Annotated in this window: 17 protein-coding genes; 7 read left to right on the top strand and 10 right to left on the bottom strand. The window is 62.0% G+C overall.

The genetic code is table 11. The features are described 5' to 3' along the window. Positions 1 to 2 precede the first annotated feature (2 nt). Genes BJ928_RS27615 through hisB form a run of 6 tightly spaced genes read right to left on the bottom strand, consistent with a single transcriptional unit; the run spans position 3 to position 3,669 of the window. Positions 3 to 317 carry a phosphoribosyl-ATP diphosphatase gene (locus tag BJ928_RS27615; RefSeq protein ID WP_047633939.1) on the bottom strand — a complete coding sequence of 105 codons (315 nt, stop codon included), beginning with the start codon at positions 315 to 317 and terminating at the stop codon, positions 3 to 5. A 13-nt stretch (positions 318 to 330) separates the two neighbouring features. After that, the gene (gene hisF, locus BJ928_RS27610) at positions 331 to 1,119 is read right to left on the bottom strand and encodes an imidazole glycerol phosphate synthase subunit HisF (RefSeq protein WP_047633937.1); all 789 of its coding nucleotides are present in this window, start codon (positions 1,117 to 1,119) and stop codon (positions 331 to 333) included. Next, positions 1,116 to 1,859, bottom strand: coding sequence for a 1-(5-phosphoribosyl)-5-[(5-phosphoribosylamino)methylideneamino]imidazole-4-carboxamide isomerase (gene hisA, locus BJ928_RS27605; RefSeq protein ID WP_047633936.1), 744 nt, complete (start codon positions 1,857 to 1,859; stop codon positions 1,116 to 1,118). Before hisA ends, hisF begins: the two co-directional genes overlap by 4 nt. 26 nt (positions 1,860 to 1,885) lie before the next feature. Then, complete coding sequence (gene hisH / locus BJ928_RS27600; RefSeq protein WP_047633935.1) at positions 1,886 to 2,536, bottom strand: imidazole glycerol phosphate synthase subunit HisH; 651 nt, start codon at positions 2,534 to 2,536, stop codon at positions 1,886 to 1,888. A gap of 2 nt (positions 2,537 to 2,538) precedes the next feature. Next, positions 2,539 to 3,036, bottom strand: a complete 498-nt coding sequence (locus tag BJ928_RS27595; protein WP_047633934.1) for a DUF2628 domain-containing protein — start codon at positions 3,034 to 3,036, stop codon at positions 2,539 to 2,541. A 24-nt stretch (positions 3,037 to 3,060) separates the two neighbouring features. Continuing rightward, complete coding sequence (gene hisB / locus BJ928_RS27590) at positions 3,061 to 3,669, bottom strand: imidazoleglycerol-phosphate dehydratase HisB (RefSeq protein WP_015338215.1); 609 nt, start codon at positions 3,667 to 3,669, stop codon at positions 3,061 to 3,063. 212 nt (positions 3,670 to 3,881) lie between these two features. Between hisB and hslV the strand changes: the two genes are divergently transcribed. The 6 genes from hslV to BJ928_RS27560 all read left to right on the top strand — a co-directional run bounded on the left by hslV (position 3,882) and on the right by BJ928_RS27560 (position 12,775). Beyond that, positions 3,882 to 4,409, top strand: a complete 528-nt coding sequence (hslV, locus tag BJ928_RS27585) for an ATP-dependent protease subunit HslV (RefSeq protein ID WP_047633932.1) — start codon at positions 3,882 to 3,884, stop codon at positions 4,407 to 4,409. A 44-nt stretch (positions 4,410 to 4,453) separates the two neighbouring features. Next, positions 4,454 to 5,764: an ATP-dependent protease ATPase subunit HslU gene (gene hslU / locus BJ928_RS27580; protein WP_047633930.1), complete on the top strand. Its 1,311-nt coding sequence runs from the start codon at positions 4,454 to 4,456 to the stop codon at positions 5,762 to 5,764. Between the two features lie 163 nt (positions 5,765 to 5,927). Further along, positions 5,928 to 6,881, top strand: a complete 954-nt coding sequence (locus tag BJ928_RS27575) for a DUF1402 family protein (protein WP_047633929.1) — start codon at positions 5,928 to 5,930, stop codon at positions 6,879 to 6,881. 121 nt (positions 6,882 to 7,002) lie between these two features. Next, positions 7,003 to 8,397 carry a cytochrome P450 gene (locus BJ928_RS27570; RefSeq protein ID WP_047633928.1) on the top strand — a complete coding sequence of 465 codons (1,395 nt, stop codon included), beginning with the start codon at positions 7,003 to 7,005 and terminating at the stop codon, positions 8,395 to 8,397. 87 nt (positions 8,398 to 8,484) lie between these two features. Further along, complete coding sequence (locus BJ928_RS27565; RefSeq protein WP_047633927.1) at positions 8,485 to 10,488, top strand: hydantoinase/oxoprolinase family protein; 2,004 nt, start codon at positions 8,485 to 8,487, stop codon at positions 10,486 to 10,488. Between the two features lie 118 nt (positions 10,489 to 10,606). Next, a complete protein-coding gene (locus BJ928_RS27560; RefSeq protein ID WP_047633925.1) occupies positions 10,607 to 12,775 on the top strand; it encodes a malate synthase G in 2,169 nt (722 codons plus the stop codon). A 276-nt stretch (positions 12,776 to 13,051) separates the two neighbouring features. Here BJ928_RS27560 and BJ928_RS27555 read toward each other — a convergent pair whose 3' ends face one another. Then, the gene (locus BJ928_RS27555) at positions 13,052 to 13,726 is read right to left on the bottom strand and encodes a L,D-transpeptidase (RefSeq protein ID WP_047634108.1); all 675 of its coding nucleotides are present in this window, start codon (positions 13,724 to 13,726) and stop codon (positions 13,052 to 13,054) included. A gap of 181 nt (positions 13,727 to 13,907) precedes the next feature. Here BJ928_RS27555 and BJ928_RS27550 point away from each other — a divergent pair, with 181 nt between their 5' ends. Further along, a complete protein-coding gene (locus BJ928_RS27550) occupies positions 13,908 to 14,396 on the top strand; it encodes an MmcB family DNA repair protein (RefSeq protein WP_047633922.1) in 489 nt (162 codons plus the stop codon). A 62-nt stretch (positions 14,397 to 14,458) separates the two neighbouring features. On the opposite strand, the gene BJ928_RS27545 is transcribed toward BJ928_RS27550, so the two are convergent. The 3 genes from BJ928_RS27545 to hrpB all read right to left on the bottom strand — a co-directional run bounded on the left by BJ928_RS27545 (position 14,459) and on the right by hrpB (position 18,939). Then, the gene (locus BJ928_RS27545; RefSeq protein ID WP_047633921.1) at positions 14,459 to 15,046 is read right to left on the bottom strand and encodes an ActR/PrrA/RegA family redox response regulator transcription factor; all 588 of its coding nucleotides are present in this window, start codon (positions 15,044 to 15,046) and stop codon (positions 14,459 to 14,461) included. Between the two features lie 75 nt (positions 15,047 to 15,121). Further along, entirely contained in the window at positions 15,122 to 16,459 is a 1,338-nt protein-coding gene (locus BJ928_RS27540) for an ActS/PrrB/RegB family redox-sensitive histidine kinase (protein ID WP_047633918.1), read from the bottom strand. Positions 16,460 to 16,461: 2 nt separating this feature from the next. After that, positions 16,462 to 18,939: an ATP-dependent helicase HrpB gene (hrpB, locus tag BJ928_RS27535; protein ID WP_047633916.1), complete on the bottom strand. Its 2,478-nt coding sequence runs from the start codon at positions 18,937 to 18,939 to the stop codon at positions 16,462 to 16,464. Between the last annotated feature and the right edge of the window lie 477 nt (positions 18,940 to 19,416).

Raw genomic sequence — 19,416 nt, 5'->3', positions numbered from 1 at the left:
TCTTACCGGCTGGCCTTTTCCTGAAGGCCGGATTGTGAGGTGCGCCTTTCGAGCTCACCCATGACATTCTCTAACGGAATGCCCGCAATCTTCAATACGACCAAAAGATGATATAGCAGATCGGCGGCCTCATAGGTGAGGTTGTCTCGATCGTTGACAACAGCGGCCATCACGGCCTCGATTGCCTCCTCGCCGAGTTTCTTGGCGGCTTTCGGCTGCCCGGCCGCAAAGAGCTTCGCCGTCCAGGATTGGTCCGGCGAGGCCTTGGAGCGTTCCTCGACGATTTTTTCGAGGTCGGAAAGGGTAAATCCGCTCATCGCTCGCTGCCTCCTAATCCAGCCGCATCGGAATGCCGCGCTCGGCCATGTAGCGCTTTGCCTCGCCCACCGAATAGGTGCCGAAGTGGAAGATCGATGCCGCAAGCACGGCCGTCGCATGACCTTCTTTGACGCCGGCAACGAGATCGTCGAGATCGCCGACGCCGCCGGACGCGATGACGGGAACGCGCACCGCATCGGCAATCGCCCGTGTCAGTTCCAGATCGTAGCCGACCTTGGTGCCGTCGCGGTCCATGGAGGTGACGAGCAGCTCGCCGGCGCCGCGCTCGACCATCTTGCGGGCAAAATCGACGGCATCGATGCCCGTCGCGTTGCGGCCGCCATGGGTATAGATCTCCCAGGCGCTCATATTGTCGCCGCCGAGTGCCTCGGTGCGCCGCCGTTTCGCATCGATGGAAACGACGATGCACTGGTTGCCGAACTTGTCGGCCGCTTCGGCCACGAAATCCGGATTGTTGACCGCCGCCGAGTTGATCGAGACCTTGTCGGCGCCGCAGAGCAGCAGCTTGCGGATATCGGCGATAGCGCGCACGCCGCCGCCGACGGTAACAGGCATGAAGCATTGTTCCGCCGTACGTGCCACAACGTCGAAGATGGTGTCGCGATTGTCGGAGGAGGCGGTGATATCGAGGAAGCAGAGCTCGTCGGCACCGGCGGCGTCATAGGCCTTGGCGGCTTCGACCGGATCGCCGGCATCGACAAGATTGAGAAAGTTGACGCCCTTGACGACGCGGCCGTCCTTGACGTCGAGGCAGGGGATGACGCGGGCTTTCAGGGTCATTGCACAGCCTCCTTGGCCTGCTTGATCAGGGCCAGCGCCTCTTTCGGATCGATCCGGCCATCATAAAGCGCGCGGCCGGAAATCGCACCTTCCAGTTTGCGGGCGTCCGGCTGCGTCATGCGGCGGATGTCGTCGAGCGAAGCAAGGCCGCCGGAGGCGATGACCGGAATGGAAACGACCTCGGCCAGTTCCAGCGTCGAGTCCCAGTTGATGCCCGTGAGAATGCCGTCGCGGTCGATGTCGGTATAGATGATCGCGGCAACGCCGACGCCCTCGAATTTCTTGGCGAGTTCGACGACGCCGAGTTCGGAGGCTTCTGCCCAGCCTTCGACCGCCACCTTGCCACCCTTGGCATCGATGCCGACGGCGATATGGCCCGGATACCGGCGGCAGGCTTCGACGACGAGCGCCGGATCGCGCACGGCCACCGTGCCGAGAATGACGCGGGCGAGGCCGCGCGACAGCCAGTTTTCCATATGCTCGAGCGTGCGAATGCCGCCGCCGAGCTGAACCGGGTTCTTGGTTGCCTTGAGAATGGCGTCGACGGCTGCGCCGTTGACGGTCTCGCCGGCGAAAGCGCCGTTGAGATCGACCACATGCAGCCACTCAAAGCCTTGGTCTTCAAAGGCTTTCGCCTGGGCGCCGGGATCGGGGTTGTAGACGGTCGCCTGCTCCATGTCGCCGAGCTTGAGGCGCACGCACTGGCCGTCTTTCAGGTCGATAGCGGGAAAAAGAATCATGATGTCTGTCCTTGGAGCGCTAGGCGTTACGGCTTCCAGCGCAGGAAATTGGCGATGAGGGCAAGGCCGAGCTTCTGGCTCTTTTCCGGATGGAACTGCGCGCCGGCGATGTTGTCGCGGCCGACGAAGGCGGTCATCGGCCCGCCGTAACTCGTCGTCGCGATCACATCCTCGCTATGGTCCGCCGCCAGATGGTAGGAATGGACGAAATAGGCGTGCAGCCCATCCGGTCCGGTCGCAATCCCGTCGAACAGGGCGTGCGGATGCCGGATCTCCAGCGTATTCCAGCCGATCTGCGGGATTTTCAGGCTGGGATCGCTCGGGGTCATTTCCTTAACGTCGCCCTTGATCCAGCCAAACCCTTGCGTGATCGTCTTCTCCAGCCCGCGCGACGACATCAGCTGCATGCCGACGCAGATGCCGAGGAAGGGGCGGGCCTTGTGTTCCACGACCTCGATCACGGCTTCCGCCATGCCGGAAACGGCATCGAGGCCACGCCGGCAATCTGCATAGGCGCCAACGCCGGGAAGCACGATGCGGTCTGCCGTGGCGACGCGCTCGGCGTCATCGGTCAGGTCGATCTGCGCGTCGATACCCGCCTCACGTGCGGCCCGTTCGAAAGCCTTGGTGGCCGAGCGCAGATTGCCGGAGCCATAGTCGATAATCGCGACGCGCATGGTCAGCGTCCTCCGTCATAGCCGGGAAGGCCGAAGCTCGGGCCTGGGCGGCTGGTATTGGTATTGGTGGCAGGAATATCCCAATTCCTTGGATGGATATCCCTTTGCGACTCCTGCTCGACTTGGGAGAAGTGAATCTCTTCCGCCGTGGCCAGATCCCGCGCGGAAACGAGGTTTTCGATCTTCCAGCCGCGGTTGATCAGCCGCTGTCCCACCGCATCCGGCCCCTCAAGTCCCGCCAGAATATGAACGCCCAGCCAAATGGCTGCTCCGGCGATGAAAAATCCCGGCTGGCGCGTCAGTTCCAAGGCAAAGCCCTGCAACAGGATTGCGGCGACGGCGTGCAACCAGAGGCGATTGAACAGCATCCAGAACGCTGGAAACAGAAACGCCTTCCACGAAAAGCCGTCACGGATGAATCGCGTCTCGTCGCGATACCGATCCGATACTGCGGATCGATTGGGCGCTCCGGGGGGAGACAAAATCAGAAAGCTTGCCATTTCCTCAATTCCCCATTTTGGGGCTCAGGCGAGCGTGCCTTTCGTCGAAGGCACTCGGCCTGCCTGCCGCGGATCGATCTCGGTTGCGGTGCGCAATGCGCGCGCAACGGCCTTGAAGCATGTCTCGGCTATATGGTGATTGTTGGCGCCATAATGGTTGAGGATATGCAGTGTGATGCCGGCATTCTGCGCTAAGGCCTGGAAGAACTCGCGCACCAGCTCGGTATCGAAGGTGCCGATCTTCGGCGCACTGAACGAAACATTCCAGACGAGGAAGGGCCTGCCCGATAGATCGACGGCCGCTTTCGTCATCGTCTCGTCCATGGCAAGGTCGATCGAGGCATAGCGGGTGATGCCGCGCCGGTCGCCGAGCGCCTTGGCAATCGCCTGTCCGATCGCGATACCGGTATCCTCGACGGCATGATGATCGTCGACATGCAGGTCGCCCTTGGTGTCGATCTCCATGTCGATCAGCGAATGTCGCGACAGCTGTTCCAGCATATGGTCGAAGAAGCCGACCCCCGTCGAAATCGTCGATTTTCCGCTGCCGTCGATGTTGACGGAAACGGAGACCGAGGTCTCGTTGGTCTTGCGGGAAACGCTTGCCGTGCGGCTCGCTGCGGTCTCTGCCATGGGATGCTCCATCCGAATACGGCCGTTCCTTATCAGGCGTATCGGGAAATATCCAGAAGTTACGCGCGGGGCTTCGCGTTTAGCCGGCTTGCCGCCATCATTCGCGCGTGGTCGCCATTTGCAATCGCCAAAACCCCTCTTACATAGGTGCTGACGGGGCCGATACGCGGCCCGGCAGAAAGCCCGCCGAAATGGGGGCAAACAGGTGATAAATGACGACAATCGTGACTATTCGCAAGAACGGCAAGGTCGTGATGGCTGGTGATGGCCAGGTGAGCCTTGGCCAGACTGTCATGAAGGGCAATGCGCGCAAGGTTCGCCGTATCGGCAAGGGCGATGTCATCGCCGGTTTCGCCGGCGCAACCGCCGATGCCTTTACCCTGCTCGAACGCCTCGAGAAGAAGCTCGAACAATATCCCGGTCAGCTGATGCGTGCCGCCGTCGAACTCGCCAAGGACTGGCGCACCGACAAATATCTGCGCAACCTCGAAGCCATGATGCTGGTTGCCGACAAGAATATAACGCTCGCCATCACCGGCAACGGCGATGTGCTTGAGCCGGAACATGGCGCTCTCGCAATCGGCTCCGGCGGCAATTACGCGCTCGCCGCCGCGCGTGCGCTGATGGATAGCGACAAATCAGCCGAGGATGTCGCCCGCCGTGCCCTCGATATCGCTGCCGACATTTGCGTCTACACCAACCACAATGTGGTTGTCGAAACGCTCGATGCCGAAGCCTAAGTTCCTCTCTTGATAGTTTCTAGCCCTGACAGGGAACACGCGAAATGACCACTTTTTCCCCCCGCGAGATCGTTTCCGAACTCGACCGCTATATTGTCGGCCAGCATGAGGCCAAGCGCGCCGTGGCGATCGCATTGCGCAATCGTTGGCGCCGCCAGCAGCTCGAGCCTGAGCTGCGCGACGAAGTCATGCCCAAGAACATCCTGATGATTGGCCCGACCGGCGTCGGCAAGACGGAAATCTCCCGCCGCCTCGCCAAGCTCGCTGGCGCTCCCTTCATCAAGGTCGAAGCCACGAAGTTCACCGAAGTCGGCTATGTCGGCCGTGACGTCGAACAGATCGTCCGCGACCTCGTCGAAGTCGGCATCGGCCTGGTGCGTGAAAAGAAGCGCGCCGAGGTACAGGCCAAGGCACATATGAGCGCTGAAGAGCGCGTGCTCGATGCGCTGGTCGGCGCTACCGCGTCGCCGGCAACGCGCGATAGCTTCCGCAAGAAGCTGCGCGACGGTCAGCTCGACGACAAGGAAATCGATATCGAAGTTGCTGACACCGGTTCCGGCATGCCCGGCGGTTTCGAAATCCCCGGCATGCCTGGTGCCAATATCGGTGTTCTCAACCTGTCGGAAATGTTCGGCAAGGCCATGGGCGGCCGTACCAAGAAGGTGCGCACCACGGTCAAGGATTCCTACAAGGAACTGGTGCGTGACGAATCCGACAAGCTGATCGATAACGAAGCGATCCAGCGCGAAGCCGTGCAATCCGCCGAAAATGACGGCATCGTCTTCCTCGACGAAATCGACAAGATCGCTGCACGCGACGGCGGCATGGGTGCCGGCGTCTCCCGTGAAGGCGTTCAGCGCGACTTGCTGCCGCTGGTCGAAGGCACGACGGTTTCGACGAAATATGGCCCGGTCAAGACCGACCATATCCTCTTCATCGCGTCGGGCGCCTTCCATGTGTCGAAGCCGTCGGATCTGCTGCCGGAATTGCAGGGCCGCTTGCCGATCCGCGTCGAGCTCCGTCCGCTGACGAAGGAGGACTTCCGGCGCATCCTGACCGAGCCGCAGGCAAGCCTTATCCGCCAGTACAAGGCGCTCATGGAAACGGAAGACCTGAAGCTCGATTTCACCGACGATGCGATCGATGCGCTTGCCGATGTCGCCGTGCATCTCAACTCCACCGTCGAGAATATCGGCGCCCGTCGTCTGCAGACGGTCATGGAGCGGGTGCTGGACGAGATCTCCTACAATGCCTCGGATCGCGCCGGCGTATCGGTGACCATCGATGCCGCCTATGTCCGCGAGCATGTCGGCGACCTCGCAACCAACACCGACCTCTCCCGCTTCATCCTGTAATGGGGCGCGTGAAGGCGATCTAAAACAGTAAACACTCGACAACGGGCCGTTAACTTTTTAGTTAGGGGCCCGTTTCTTTGTGTGACAAGGCCTTATTCGGCCAAGATTATCCGTCAGGGACGCGCATGGAAACATCGGTTGAAACTTCGACAGGACGGCCATCTTGCGACGTATACTGATCACTCTTCTTCTGGCGGTTGTCAGCCTCTCCTGGATTCCCGCCTATGCGGACGCGGCGACCTCGGTGCCTCCAGGCAACCGCAATGCCGAGCAACCGCCGGTTCCCGGCGCGTCCGTGCGGCGCACGCGCGGCACCAGCTCCACTTTCGATCGCAAATACCAGAAGGTGCGGGAGCTGCTGGCAACCGACAAGAAGCTGATGTCGAAGATCAAGTCGACGGCGCGGGCCTACGGTATCGATCCGATCCATATCATCGGGGCGCTTGTCGGCGAGCACACCTATAATGTCGATGCCTATGACGGCCTGCAGTCCTATTACGTGAAGGCCGCATCCTACGCCGGTCAAAGCTTCCGCTTCGCCTATAATGGTGAAAACGTCGATGATTTCGTCGCCCGGCCGCAATTCGATGCCTGCAAGGGCAAGGGCGATTCCTACAGTCTCTGGACCTGCCGCGAGGATATCTGGGAAGACGATTTCCGCGGCAAGACGGTCGGCGGCAAGTCCTATCCCGACAATCGCTTCAGCGCGGTCTTCTTCCAGCCCTTCTATGCCGGCCAGACCTTCGGCCTCGGTCAGGTCAATCCGCTGACGGCCCTTGAGCTGTCGGATCTCGTCAGCCGCACCTCGGGCATCCCGAAGCTCAACGAAAAGGATGCCGGCGGCGTCTACAAGGCGATTATGGACCCGGATCTGTCGCTGGCTTTCGTGGCTGCGGCAATCCGCAAGTCGATCGATGACTACCGTTCGATTGCCGGCATGGATATCTCAGGCAATCCCGGCATTACCGCGACGCTTTATAATCTCGGCAATTCCCGCAAGCGCGCCGCCGCCCTTGCGGCCAGGAATCGCGGCTCTTCGCAGCCGGTCTGGCCGGAAGAGAACTACTATGGCTGGCTCATCAACAACAAGCTGAGTGATCTGAAGTCGCTTCTATAAGCGGCTCTGCGCGACGTTTTATCGTCTGGATTTTGCGGGCGGCGTTCCCCATATCGGATGGGTGCGCCGTTCGAGTGGCATCGATCGGGCAATGGGCCGGTTTTCGAGGAGAATGGACCGCATGGACATGATTCCGGAAGCCTTCTGCCCGCCGGCGCCGATCCCACGCACGATCCCTCCGTCACGATGGACGATCATCAAGACCATCCTGCGCAATCCGCTCGAACTCTGGGGAGAGCCTTCCTACACGCTGCCCTGGATCAAGACCAAGTTCTTCAACGAGCGGACGCTGATCGTCAACGATCCCGGCCTGATCAAGCATGTTCTGGTCGATAACGCCGCCAACTACCGCATGGCCGATATCCGCCAGCTCGTGCTGCGGCCGATCCTGCGGGACGGTCTACTGACGGCGGAAGGGCAGGTCTGGAAGCGTTCGCGCAAGGCGGTGGCACCAGTGTTCACGCCGCGCCATGCCCAGGGTTTTGCCGGGCAGATGCTGAGCCAGAGCCTGGACTATCTGCAGAAGTATGAAGAGATTGGCGGCGAAGGCGCGGTATTCGATATCGCGGCCGACATGACTGAGCTGACCTTCGTCATTCTGGCCGAAACCCTGTTCTCCGGCGAGATCGTCACCGAAAGCACGAGTTTTTCCGACGACGTCAATGAGCTGCTGCACCGTATGGGTCGCGTCGATCCCATGGATCTCCTGCGCGCGCCAGGCTGGGTGCCGCGCGTCACCCGCATTGGCGGCCAGCGCATGCTCGACAAGTTCCGCGGCATCGTCCGCAACACGATGGACTTGCGCCTGGAAAAGATGCGTAGGGATCGCGCCAGCGCGCCGGATGATTTTCTGACGCTGCTGCTGGAAAAGGCAGGTCCGGATGGCCTGACGATGGAGGAGATCGAGGACAATATCCTCACCTTCATCGGCGCCGGCCACGAGACGACAGCCCGTGCGCTTGCCTGGACGCTCTATTGTGTCGCCAACAGCCCGCATATTCGCGACGCGATGGAAGAGGAAATCGACCGAGTGCTCGCATCCGATGCGGAGCCGGTCGCCTGGCTCGACCTGATGCCGCATGTCCGCGCTGCCTTCGAGGAGGCCATGCGCCTTTATCCACCGGCACCGTCGATCAATCGTGCCGCGATCGCCGATGACGAATGGACGAGCGCCAAGGGCGAGCGGGTGACGATGGAAAAGGGGATCACCGTCCTGATCATGCCATGGACGCTGCATCGCCACGAGCTCTACTGGGAAAAGCCGCGCGCCTTCATGCCGGAGCGCTTTCTTCCGGAGAACCGGGGCAAGATCAATCGCTTCCAGTATCTGCCCTTTGGCGCCGGCCCGCGCGTCTGCATCGGCGCCACCTTTGCGCTACAGGAGGCCGTCATTGCCCTTGCCGTGATGATGCGCCGCTTCCGCTTCGATCTTACCGAAGATACCGATCCCTGGCCGGTGCAGAAGCTCACCACCCAGCCACGCGGCGGTTTGCCGATGCGGGTCACGAGGCGGTAGAACTGTTTTTGCCGCTTGCCAGCTAGCGGCTCGGCCCGGAAGGGTGCAATAACGGCATCACAGTGCGTTCAAGGGCCGGATATTGTCGTGACGTCTCACTTCCTGCTTGGCATCGACACGGGTGGAACCTACACCGATGCCGTTCTCTTTCATGAAACCGATGGCGTGATCGCCAAGGCGAAATCGCTGACCACGCGGCATGATCTGGCCGTCGGCATTGCCGGCGCCGTCGATGCCGTGATCGCCAAGGCCGATATTCCGGTTTCGGCGATCGGCCTCGTATCGCTGTCGACGACGCTTGCCACCAATGCGCTTGTCGAAGGGCAGGGCGGCCGGGCCGGACTAGTCATGATCGGTTTCGGGCCGGAGGATCTCAAGCGCGATGGTTTGGCGGATGCGCTGGGGTCCGATCCGGTGATCTATCTTCCCGGCGGCCACAATGTTCACGGCAATGAAAACCCGCTCGATCTGACGGCGCTGCGCGACGCGCTGCCGGAACTGGCCAAATCGGTATCGTCCTTCGCCGTCGCCGGCTATTTCGCCGTGCGGAATCCGGCTCATGAAATCAGAGTGCGCGACTGCATCCGCGAGATCTCGCATCTGCCCGTCACCTGCAGCCATGAACTCTCTTCCAAGTTGGGCGGCCCGCGCCGCGCCTTGACGACGCTGCTCAATGCCCGCCTTGTCTCGATGATCGACCGCCTCGTCGGCGCCTGCGAAGGATTTCTGACCACGCGCGGCATTTCCGCGCCGATGATGGTGGTGCGCGGCGACGGCGCCCTGATTTCGGCTGACGAAGCCAAGCTCAGGCCGATCGAGACTATCCTGTCGGGTCCCGCCGCAAGTCTCGTCGGCGCGCGCTATCTCACCGGCCTCGACAATGCCGTTGTTTCCGATATCGGCGGCACGACCACCGACGTTGCCGTCATGGAGGATGGCCGGCCGCGGCTGGATGCCGATGGCGCCGTGATCGGCGGCTATCGCACCATGGTCGAGGCCGTCGCCATGCGCACTTACGGCCTCGGCGGCGATTCCGAAGTGAAGATCAACGACCGCGGCCTTGTCGCCGCTTTCGAACTCGGTCCGCGCCGCCTGCTGCCGCTGAGCCTCGCTGCCCATATGCACGGCGGGGCGGTACTTGATGTCTTGGAGCAGCAGCTTCGAGCGCCGCATCTCGCCCGCAATGCCGGCCGTTTTGCGCTCCGCACCGGCGTACCGGATCATCTGGCAAGCGGTCTCACAGGACCCGAACAAGCGTTGTTCGATCGCATCGGCGCCGCTCCCGTTGCGCTCGACAAGCTCCTGACGATGACGTCGCAGAAGGCGACTTTGGACCGGCTGGTCGCGCGCGGCCTCGTGCATCTGAGTGGTCTGACGCCTTCCGATGCCATGCATGTGCTCGGCAGGCAGAGCCAATGGAATGCCGAAGCGGCTCGCCTCGGATTGGCGCTCGCGATGCGGCTGAAGGATGGTTCCGGCCGCCCCATCGCGGCATCAGTCGAGGAACTCGCGCAGAAGATCGTCGATCGCCTCACCCGCCAGTCGGCCGATGTCATTCTTGCTGCCTGCCTGGCCGAGGACGGCGTTGCCGATCTCGATCCCGCCAAATCCATCTCCATCGATCGTGCGCTTCGCCGCGCTTCGGGGATTGCCCGTTTCGCCATCTCGCTCGATCGTCCTCTGGTCGGGCTCGGTGCTTCCGCTCCGGTCTATTATCCTGCGATCGCCGGGATGCTGGCGACCGAGAGCGACATTCCGGGTGATTCGGATGTCGCCAATGCCGTCGGCGCCGTGGTCGGACAGGTGCGGGCCAGCGCCATCGTCTTCGTCACCATGCCCGAAGACGGCATCTATATCTTGAACGGCGCCGGCGAGAGCCTGCGCTTCACCGACGAAGGCAGAAGCTTTGCGGATGCCCGCTCGCGGGCCGTCGAAGCCGCGATGGCGCAAGCAAAGCTGAATGGTGCGGTCGATCTCGTCGTGGCTGTGGACGAACAAGTTGATGCGCCGGAGGTCGAGGGCAATCGTAAGCTGATCGAGGCGCGGTTCATCGCCACCGCCAGCGGTCGCCCGCGAATCGCTGCGGACTGATTATTTCCCTAAAGGCATAAATCTTTCGAACTATTGCCAAATTGACAGAAGTGAAAGCGTCAGCAAAGTGGCAACATGTAAAAATTGAGCCGTAGAACGGCCTTGAGGAGTATATGGCATGAGCCGCATTGAGAAACACGGGCTTCAGATCGAACCGGTCCTTTACGATTTCCTCGTCAAGGAGGCGTTACCGGGTTCGGGCGTGGATGCCGATGCCTTCTTTGCCGGTTTCTCCAGGATCATCCACGATCTCGCGCCGAGGAATCGCGAGCTGCTTGCCAAGCGTGACCGCATGCAGGAAGCTCTCGATGACTGGTATCGCAAGAACGGCGCGCCCATCGATCTCGCCGCTTACGAAGCCTTCCTTCGCGAGATCGGCTATATAGTGCCCGAAGGTCCGGCCTTTGCCGTTTCGACCGCCAATGTCGATCCCGAAATTTCTTCGATCGCCGGCCCGCAGCTCGTCGTTCCCGTCATGAATGCCCGCTACGCGCTGAATGCCGCCAATGCCCGCTGGGGATCGCTCTACGACGCGCTCTACGGCACCGATGCCATCCCCGAGACCGATGGCGCCGAGAAGGGCAGGGGATACAACCCCAAGCGCGGTGAGAAGGTTATCGGCTGGGTTCGCGATTTCCTCGATTCCACCGTGCCGCTCGATGGCGCAAGCTGGAAGGATGTCGCTGGCCTTGCGGTCAAGGATGGCGCGTTGTCGATCGCGACCAAGGGCGGCACGGCAAAGCTCGCCGATGCCAGCCATTTCGCCGGTTATCTCGGCGATACCGCCACCCCGACGCATATCCTCTTGAAGCAGAACGGCATCCATATCGAAATCGTCATCGATCCTACAACCGCGATCGGCAAGACCGACCCGGCCGGCATTTCCGATGTCCGCCTGGAATCGGCGATCACGACCATCATGGACTGCGAGGATTCCATCGCGGCCGTCGATGCCGAAGACAAGGCCGAGGTCTATCGCAACTGGCTCGGCCTGATGACGGGCGACCTGACCGAGGAAGTCGCCAAGGGCGGCAAGACGTTTACGCGCCGGCTCAACCCCGATGTCGCCTATACCGCGCCGGATGGCAGCACCTTCGACCTGCATTGCCGCTCGCTGATGCTGGTGCGCAATGTCGGCCACCTGATGACCAATCCGGCGATCCTCGACCGGGATGGCAACGAGGTGCCAGAAGGCGTTATGGATGCCGTCATCACCGGCCTGATCGCGCTCTACGACATCGGCCCCAACGGCCGCCGCAAGAACTCGCGCACGGGCTCCATGTATGTCGTCAAGCCGAAGATGCACGGTCCTGAAGAAGTCGCCTTCGCGGTCGATATCTTCACGCGCGTCGAGGACCTGCTCGGCATGCCCAGAAATACCATGAAAATGGGCATCATGGACGAGGAGCGCCGCACCACGGTCAACCTCAAGGAAGCGATCCGCGCCGCCCGCGAGCGCGTCGTCTTCATCAACACGGGCTTCCTTGATCGCACCGGCGATGAAATCCATACTTCGATGGAAGCCGGCCCGATGATCCGCAAGGGCGACATGAAGCAGGCGGCCTGGATCGGCGCTTATGAGAACTGGAACGTCGATATCGGCCTGGAATGCGGCCTGTCCGGTCATGCCCAGATCGGCAAGGGCATGTGGGCCATGCCCGACCTGATGGCGGCCATGCTCGAGCAGAAGATCGCCCATCCCAAGGCCGGCGCCAACACCGCCTGGGTACCGTCTCCGACGGCCGCGACGCTGCATGCCACCCATTATCACCGGGTCAACGTTGCCGACGTCCAGAAGAGCCTGAAGAGCCGCGCCCGCGCCAAGCTCTCCGATATCCTCTCCGTGCCGGTCGCCTCGCGGCCCAACTGGACGCCGGAGGAAATCCAGCGCGAGATCGACAACAACAGCCAGGGCATCCTCGGCTATGTCGTGCGCTGGGTCGACCAGGGCGTCGGCTGCTCCAAGGTTCCGGACATCAACAATGTCGGCCTGATGGAAGACCGCGCCACCCTGCGCATCTCGGCGCAGCACATGGCGAACTGGCTGCATCACAAGGTCATTACCGAAGCGCAGATTCTGGAAACGATGAAGCGCATGGCGGCCGTGGTCGACCAGCAGAACGCCGACGATCCCCACTACATCGCGATGTCTGGTAATTTCGATGGCTCGGTCGCCTTCCAGGCAGCGCTTGATCTCGTGCTCAAGGGCCGCGAGCAGCCGAACGGCTATACCGAACCGGTCCTGCATCGCCGCCGCATCGAACTGAAGGCAAAGCAGGCGAAGTGATCCGTCTCTCCATCGGAGGCCACCTCGACCCTTCGAGGCCTTGCTGTCTGCGCTGACGCTTCGACGGCAAGGCTCCTCAGGATGAGGTGGAGAGAGCCCTCGGCCAGGAGAGAAGATCAGCCTCATCCTGAGGTGCGCAGGCCCTGAGCTTGTCGAAGGGGGCGGAGCCTCGAAGGACGAGGGCAGGTGGGGCGGTTAGGATCGATCCCGAGTTCCTCAAACAAAAAGGCCGCCGGATCGATATCCGGCGGCCTTTTCAATCCGAATGCGCAGTGATTACTGGATAACGATGACCTTGGTACTGCGGCCCGGAAGAACGCGGCTGTAGAGATCGATCACGTCCTGGTTGATCAGGCGGATGCAGCCGGAGGACGCGGCAGTGCCGATCGAGGCCCATTCCGGCGTGCCGTGCAGGCGGAACAGCGTGTCCTGGCCCTTTTCATTGTAGAGATACATGGCGCGCGCACCGAGCGGGTTCGACAGGCCCGGGTTCATGCCGCCATCGACATACTTGGCGATTTCCGGACGGCGAACAGCCATTTCCTTCGGCGGGTGCCAGTTCGGCCATTCCTGCTTCCAGGCGACATAGGCGGTCCCGGACCAGGAGAAGCCCTGCTTGCCGACGCCGATGCCGTAGCGCATCGCTTCGCCATTGCCGAGGATGTAATAGAGATGACGCTCGCGCGTGTTGACGATGATCGTGCCTTCAGCCTCGTCGGACTTGTATTCGACGATCTGACGGCGGAACTGCGGCTTCACCTTCTGGATCGGGATTGCCGGCAGCTGGAAGCCGTTGTCACTCGTGACACCGTAGTCGCCATCGAACGTCTTGATGGTCTCAGTGGCCGAATTTGCGGTTGCGGCCGGCGCTGCTGCGGCAGTGGTGGCATAGCCAGCCGATGCGAGCATTGCGACAAGGCCGAGTGCGGTCATAGCATTACGGATGCGCATGGAAGTCTCTTGAATTTTCGTGGCGGGAAACGGATGGCTATCAACCATCTTTGTCTAAAGTTTATTTTCCATTAAACTTGGCTTTGCAAGCTGCTCTGGCCCTACAAAAATAGCGCCGGCGCGCAAATTAGAAGGACATGGTTTTTTTGCAACAACGCCGGGCCTGTCCGCGAGACAATTCATGACCATTTTGAACGTTTACAATAACAATCCGTTAATAGATGGCCGTCAGTCGGAACGGGCCATGCTTGTACGCAAGGGCGTGCAACTATTACTGCACGATATGCGCCACGCCGTACTACCGGAGCTACCGCTTGCCAGCGGCCGCCGCGCCGATCTCATAAGTCTTTCGGAAAAGGGCGAGATCTGGATCATCGAGATCAAGACCTCGATCGAGGATTTCCGCGTCGACCGCAAATGGCCGGAATACCGGCAGCATTGCGACAGGATGTTCTTCGCCACGCACAAGGATGTGCCGCTGGATATATTTCCGGAGGATTGCGGACTGTTTCTGTCCGACGGCTATGGCGCCCACATGCTCCGCGAAGCGCCGGAGCATCGCCTGTCGCCCGCGACGCGCAAGTCGGTCACGCTCAATTTCTCGCGCGCCGCCGCCGAGCGCCTGCTATTGGCCGAATGGGCGACGGGCAAGTCTTTCGCTTCCGAATAGGTTAGCTTGCTCTCCAGCGCGATTCCGGACGGAAAACCGCTTCGCACTTCCCTGGAATTGCTCTATTTCGGCGCGCGCTTGGCAAGAATGCGCTGCAGCGTGCGACGATGCATGTTGAGGCGGCGGGCCGTTTCGGAAACGTTGCGCTCGCACATCTCATAGACGCGCTGGATATGTTCCCAACGGACGCGGTCCGCCGACATCGGGTTCTCGGGCACTTCCGCCTTCTCGCCCGGGCGCTGCGTCAGCGCGGCATAAACGTCGTCGGCATCGGCGGGCTTGGCGAGATAGTCGACCGCGCCGAGCTTGACCGCGGTCACCGCCGTCGCGATGTTGCCGTAGCCCGTCAGGACCACGATGCGCGTATCGTCGCGTCGTTGGCGGATTGCCTCGATCACATCAAGTCCGTTGCCGTCGCCGAGGCGAAGGTCGACCACGGCATGTTTCGGCGGGTTGGCCTTCGATTTCGCAACGCCTTCCGCCACGGATTCCGCCGTCTCAACGGCAAAGCCGCGCGTTTCCATGGCGCGCGCCAGCCGGCGCAGAAAAGGACCGTCGTCATCGACGATCAGCAATGTCGCATCCGGGCCTATGTGGGCCGCGGCATCATTGGCCCCGGCCAGCGGGGCACTGCTCTCTTTATCAGTCATTCTATCTTCTATCCCGGCGATCATCCGCCTGCATATTCTACCGATTGTAACGAAGGCTGTTTTAAGCTGTGAAAATCATTTTGTCGAATTACTGTCGATTAACATTCGCGGCCATTCGACGCGGATGCGAGCGCCCGGCGTCTCCGAATCGCGATTGCCGAAGGAAAGCGCGGCACCGGAGCGTTCAAGCAGCGTCTTGGCAATGAAGAGGCCGAGGCCGAGGCCGCCCGCGGTGTCGTCGCGCTGGCGCGAGGTGACGTAGGGTTCGCCGATCCGCGCCAATATTTCCGGCGAATAGCCGCTGCCATCGTCTTCGATGACGATGGTCAGGATATCGGCCGTGTATTCCACGGTGACGGTCACGGTCTTGCGGGCGTAGTCGACCGCGTTTTCAATCAGGTTGCCGAGGCCGTACATGATGCCGGCATTGCGTGACAGCACTGGCTCGCCGGAGCGTGGGCTCCTTTCAATCAGCTCCAGCGCGATGCCGAACTCGCGATGCGGCGCGATGATCTCCTCCATCATCGAGGATAGCGTCAGCCGCCGCATATGCGCCTCGTCCTCGGAGGAAAGCGTCGTCAGCCGCCTGAGAATATCGCGGCAGCGCTCGCTTTGGCTGCGCAGCAGCGCCACGTCTTCGCGGAAACGGTCGTCCTCCTTGAGTTCGCGTTCCATCTCCTTGGCGACCACGCTGATGGTCGCAAGCGGCGTGCCGAGTTCGTGTGCGGCCGCCGCCGCCAGGCCATCGAGCTGCGAAAGGTGCTTTTCCCGCTGCAGCACCAGCTCCGTTGCCGAGAGCGCGTCGGCAAGCTGCGAGGCTTCCATGGAGACGCGATAGGCATAGAAGGCGGCGAAGGCCATGGTGGAGGCGATGGAGCACCAGACGCCGAGCTGCATCACGCTATGCACACTGATGGTGACGCCTTCGTACCAGGGGAGGGGAAAGGGCGAGAAGGCAAGACCGGTGATACAGATCATCGCAAGCAGGATCAGCGGCATGCTGTATCGGATAGGCTGCGAGGCGAAGGAGATGATGACGGGCACGCAGACCAGGGCCGAGAAGGGATTGGCAAGCCCGCCGGTGATCAGCAGCAATCCGCAAAGCTGCAAAAGGTCGAGGCTGAGCAGGGCGAAGGCCGCAGGCGGCTCCAGTCGGTGCGTCGGCGGATAGCGCAGCGTCAGGAAGAAGTTGATCCAGGCAAGGCAGGCGATCAGCACGCAGCAGGGCAGGAGCGGCATTGGAAATTTCAGCCAGAAGGCGACGATCATGACAGTCACCGTCTGGCCGCCGACCGCAAGCCAGCGCAGGCGCACCAGCGTCTGCAGCCGCAGCCGCCGGCTGGTGTGATGGCCCTCCTGTGCCTTCAGCTCGGCTTCGGAGAGTTTTTCCAGTCCCCGGAAGAAGCGTGCCATCGTCAGGTCCCCCTTGGCTTGGCGCGTGTCGTCGGCAAGGCCTCGGCCGGGTCCTCCGGCCAGGGATGTCTCGGGTAGCGCCCGCGCATATCGGCGCGCACGTCCTTCCAGGATCCGGCCCAGAAGCCCGGCAGATCGCGCGTCGTCTGGATCGGCCGGTGCGCCGGTGATGTCAACTCCAGCACCAGCGGCAATCTGCCGCCACCGATCGCCGGGTGCTGTTTCAACCCGAAGAGCTCCTGGACGCGAATGGTGAGCAGCGGCTCCTCGCCATCATATTGTATGGGATGGCGCTGGCCGGTCGGCGCTTCGAAATGCGTCGGCGCCATCCGGGCGAGATCGCGCTGCAGTTCATGCGGCACCAACGACATCAGCCCGTTGGAAAGCCCGCCGGCCGAGATGTCGGAAAGGCCGCGCGCATCGGTCTGAAACGGTGTGAACCAGTCGTCGAGCCGGGCTGCCAAGGCATCGTCACTCATATCGGGCCAGGGATCGCCGATCGTCCTATATAAGAAGCCGATCCTGTCGCGCAGCTGCGCCGCCTCCTTGGAGAAGGGCAGGACGCCGATCCCGAGTTCGCGAATGCCTTCTGCCAGCGCCTTGGCCGCCTGTTCGCCGCTGGGGCGCGGCAGGGGCGTTTCCTCGAAGATGATGGCGCCGAGCCGTGTCGCCCGCCGCGCCCGCACTTGCCGGCTCGCTCTGTCGAAAAAGCTCTGATCCTCCGTGCGGATCTCGCCCGGCAGATGCTCTTCGACATCGGCGCGGGAAATCTCCGCCGCCGCGAGAATGCGCGCCTGCGCCGCCCGGCCTGTGAGATCGGCGATCACGAGCATCTGCGAGCCTGCCAGCCGCTCGGTCTCGGGCAGCTCAGCACCTCGCCCATTGGCCATGACGAAGCGTCCGCGACCGCCGCGTTGCAGGGCGATCCGATCTGGAAAGGCGTGCAGCAGCAATGCTCCGGCAAGCTGCGGCACGGCGGAACCGGAGTTGCCGCTTTCGCCGGCTGCCTGTGCAAGACGACCGGCCAACCGGCGTGCCGCCTCCGCCCGCTCGCCCTTCTCCGTCTTGAAGCGCCGCAGCCTTTCTTCCAGGTCGATGCTTTGTCCGCCGAGCCCCTGTTCCGTCAGCAGCACCGCAAGCAGCGCGGCTTCGCGCCCCTGGCCGAATTCGCCAGCCGAAATCACCATGGCCGCCAGCCGTGGGGGCAAGGCGAGCTCGCGCATCAGCCGGCCCCGCGCGGTCAGCGCGTTTTCCGCGTCGAGCGCTCCGAGCTGCCGCAGCAAGGTCCGAGCCTCGGCAAGCGTTATCGCCGGCGGCTGGTCGACGAAGGCAAGGGTCGACGGGTCCTGTACGCCCCAATGGGCCAAATCGAGTGCAAGGCCCGAAAGGTCGCTCGAAAGGATCTGCGGCGGCGTAAAGGCGGGCAGCGCCGCCGTCTGCCCCGGATGCCACAGCCGGATGGCGATGCCCGGCTCGGTTCGCCCGGCGCGGCCGGCCCGTTGGTCGGCCGATGCGCGCGACACGCGCACCGTCTCCAGCCGCGTGATGCCGGTCGAAGCCTCGAAGACGGGCAGGCGCTGCAGACCGCTGTCGATCACGATCCGTACGCCGTCGATGGTGATGGAGGTTTCGGCGATCGAGGTGGCCAACACGATCTTGCGCGTGCCCTTGGGGGCTGGTTGGATTGCGGCATCCTGTTCTCTCTGGCCGAGATTGCCATAAAGCGGGGCGATCATCGTCTCCGGTCCGAGCCGGCCTTCGAGCCGCTCCGCCGTCCGGCTGATCTCTGCCTGTCCGGGCAGAAAGGCAAGGATCGAGCCCTGTTCGCTCGCATGCGCATCCAGGATCGCCCGCGTCACCGTATCCTCGATCCGCTCTCCTGCTGGTCTATCCTGATGGCGAATATCGATGGGAAAGCTCCGGCCCATGCTTTCGATCACAGGCGGATGGTCGAGGAGTGCTGCGATGCGCCCCACGTCCAGCGTCGCGGACATCACGAGGATACGCAGATCCTCGCGCAGTGCCGATTGCACGTCGAGCGCCAGCGCCAGGCCGAAATCCGCATCCAGCGAGCGCTCGTGGAATTCGTCGAAGATGACGGTGGAGATGCCCGAAAGTTCGGGATCGTCGAGGATCATCCGCGCGAACACGCCTTCAGTCACCACCTCGACGCGGGTCTTGGAGGAAATACGGTTGTCGAGCCGCATGCGGTAGCCGACAGTGTCGCCCACCTGTTCATTAAGCAGCGACGCCATGCGGGCGGCCGCAGCCCTTGCCGCCAGCCGGCGCGGCTCCAAGAGAATGATCCTGCCGTCGCCGCGCCAGGTCTGACCAAGAAGATAAAGCGGCACCAGCGTCGTCTTGCCAGCGCCGGGCGGCGCGGAAAGCACGGCCCGGCGATGATCGATAAGCGCCGTGCCGATATCGGCAAGCACATGCGAGACCGGCAGCTCCGGCAATGGAGGTACTCTATATGTCACGCCCGCCGGCTCCGTATTGCGCTGTCGCTGTGATGCCGGGCTGGTATGAGGCTGCACCCAAGAGTGAGGGCCTTAACCCCGGTCAATTGATGCCAGCGCAATGCCATCCGCGTTCGCTTTTCATCAAGAAGCAACATGCTTCGCTTCCTTCATTCGTTCGATGTCTATTAGGTGCTGGGCGTGTGGCTGGCAATGAGACCTTAGTCGAGGGGCCTCGCGGTGGCTTTTGCAAGCAGTCATCCGGGCGATTCCGGCAAAGGGCGTAAAATGAATCCGGAAACCGCCCCCGTTTGAGTAAGTTTCTTCTGTATTTTGGTTGACGGTTGTAATAGTTGTTTAAAAACAGTGGCTTAGAAAAATGTCAGAATTTTTACAGCGGCGGTGTTGACTATGTCGGGTTGGGGGGTCTATAAGCCCGATCACTGACGAGGGCGGCGGCGCTGCTGGCGACGAAGTCCTTCGCTCTGGTGTTTCCTT

Origin of the sequence: Rhizobium sp. WW_1 (assembly GCF_003610155.1) — a bacterium.
GTDB classification, from domain to species: domain Bacteria; phylum Pseudomonadota; class Alphaproteobacteria; order Rhizobiales; family Rhizobiaceae; genus Rhizobium; species Rhizobium tropici_A.
This window is presented reverse-complemented; position numbering and strand designations above follow the sequence as displayed.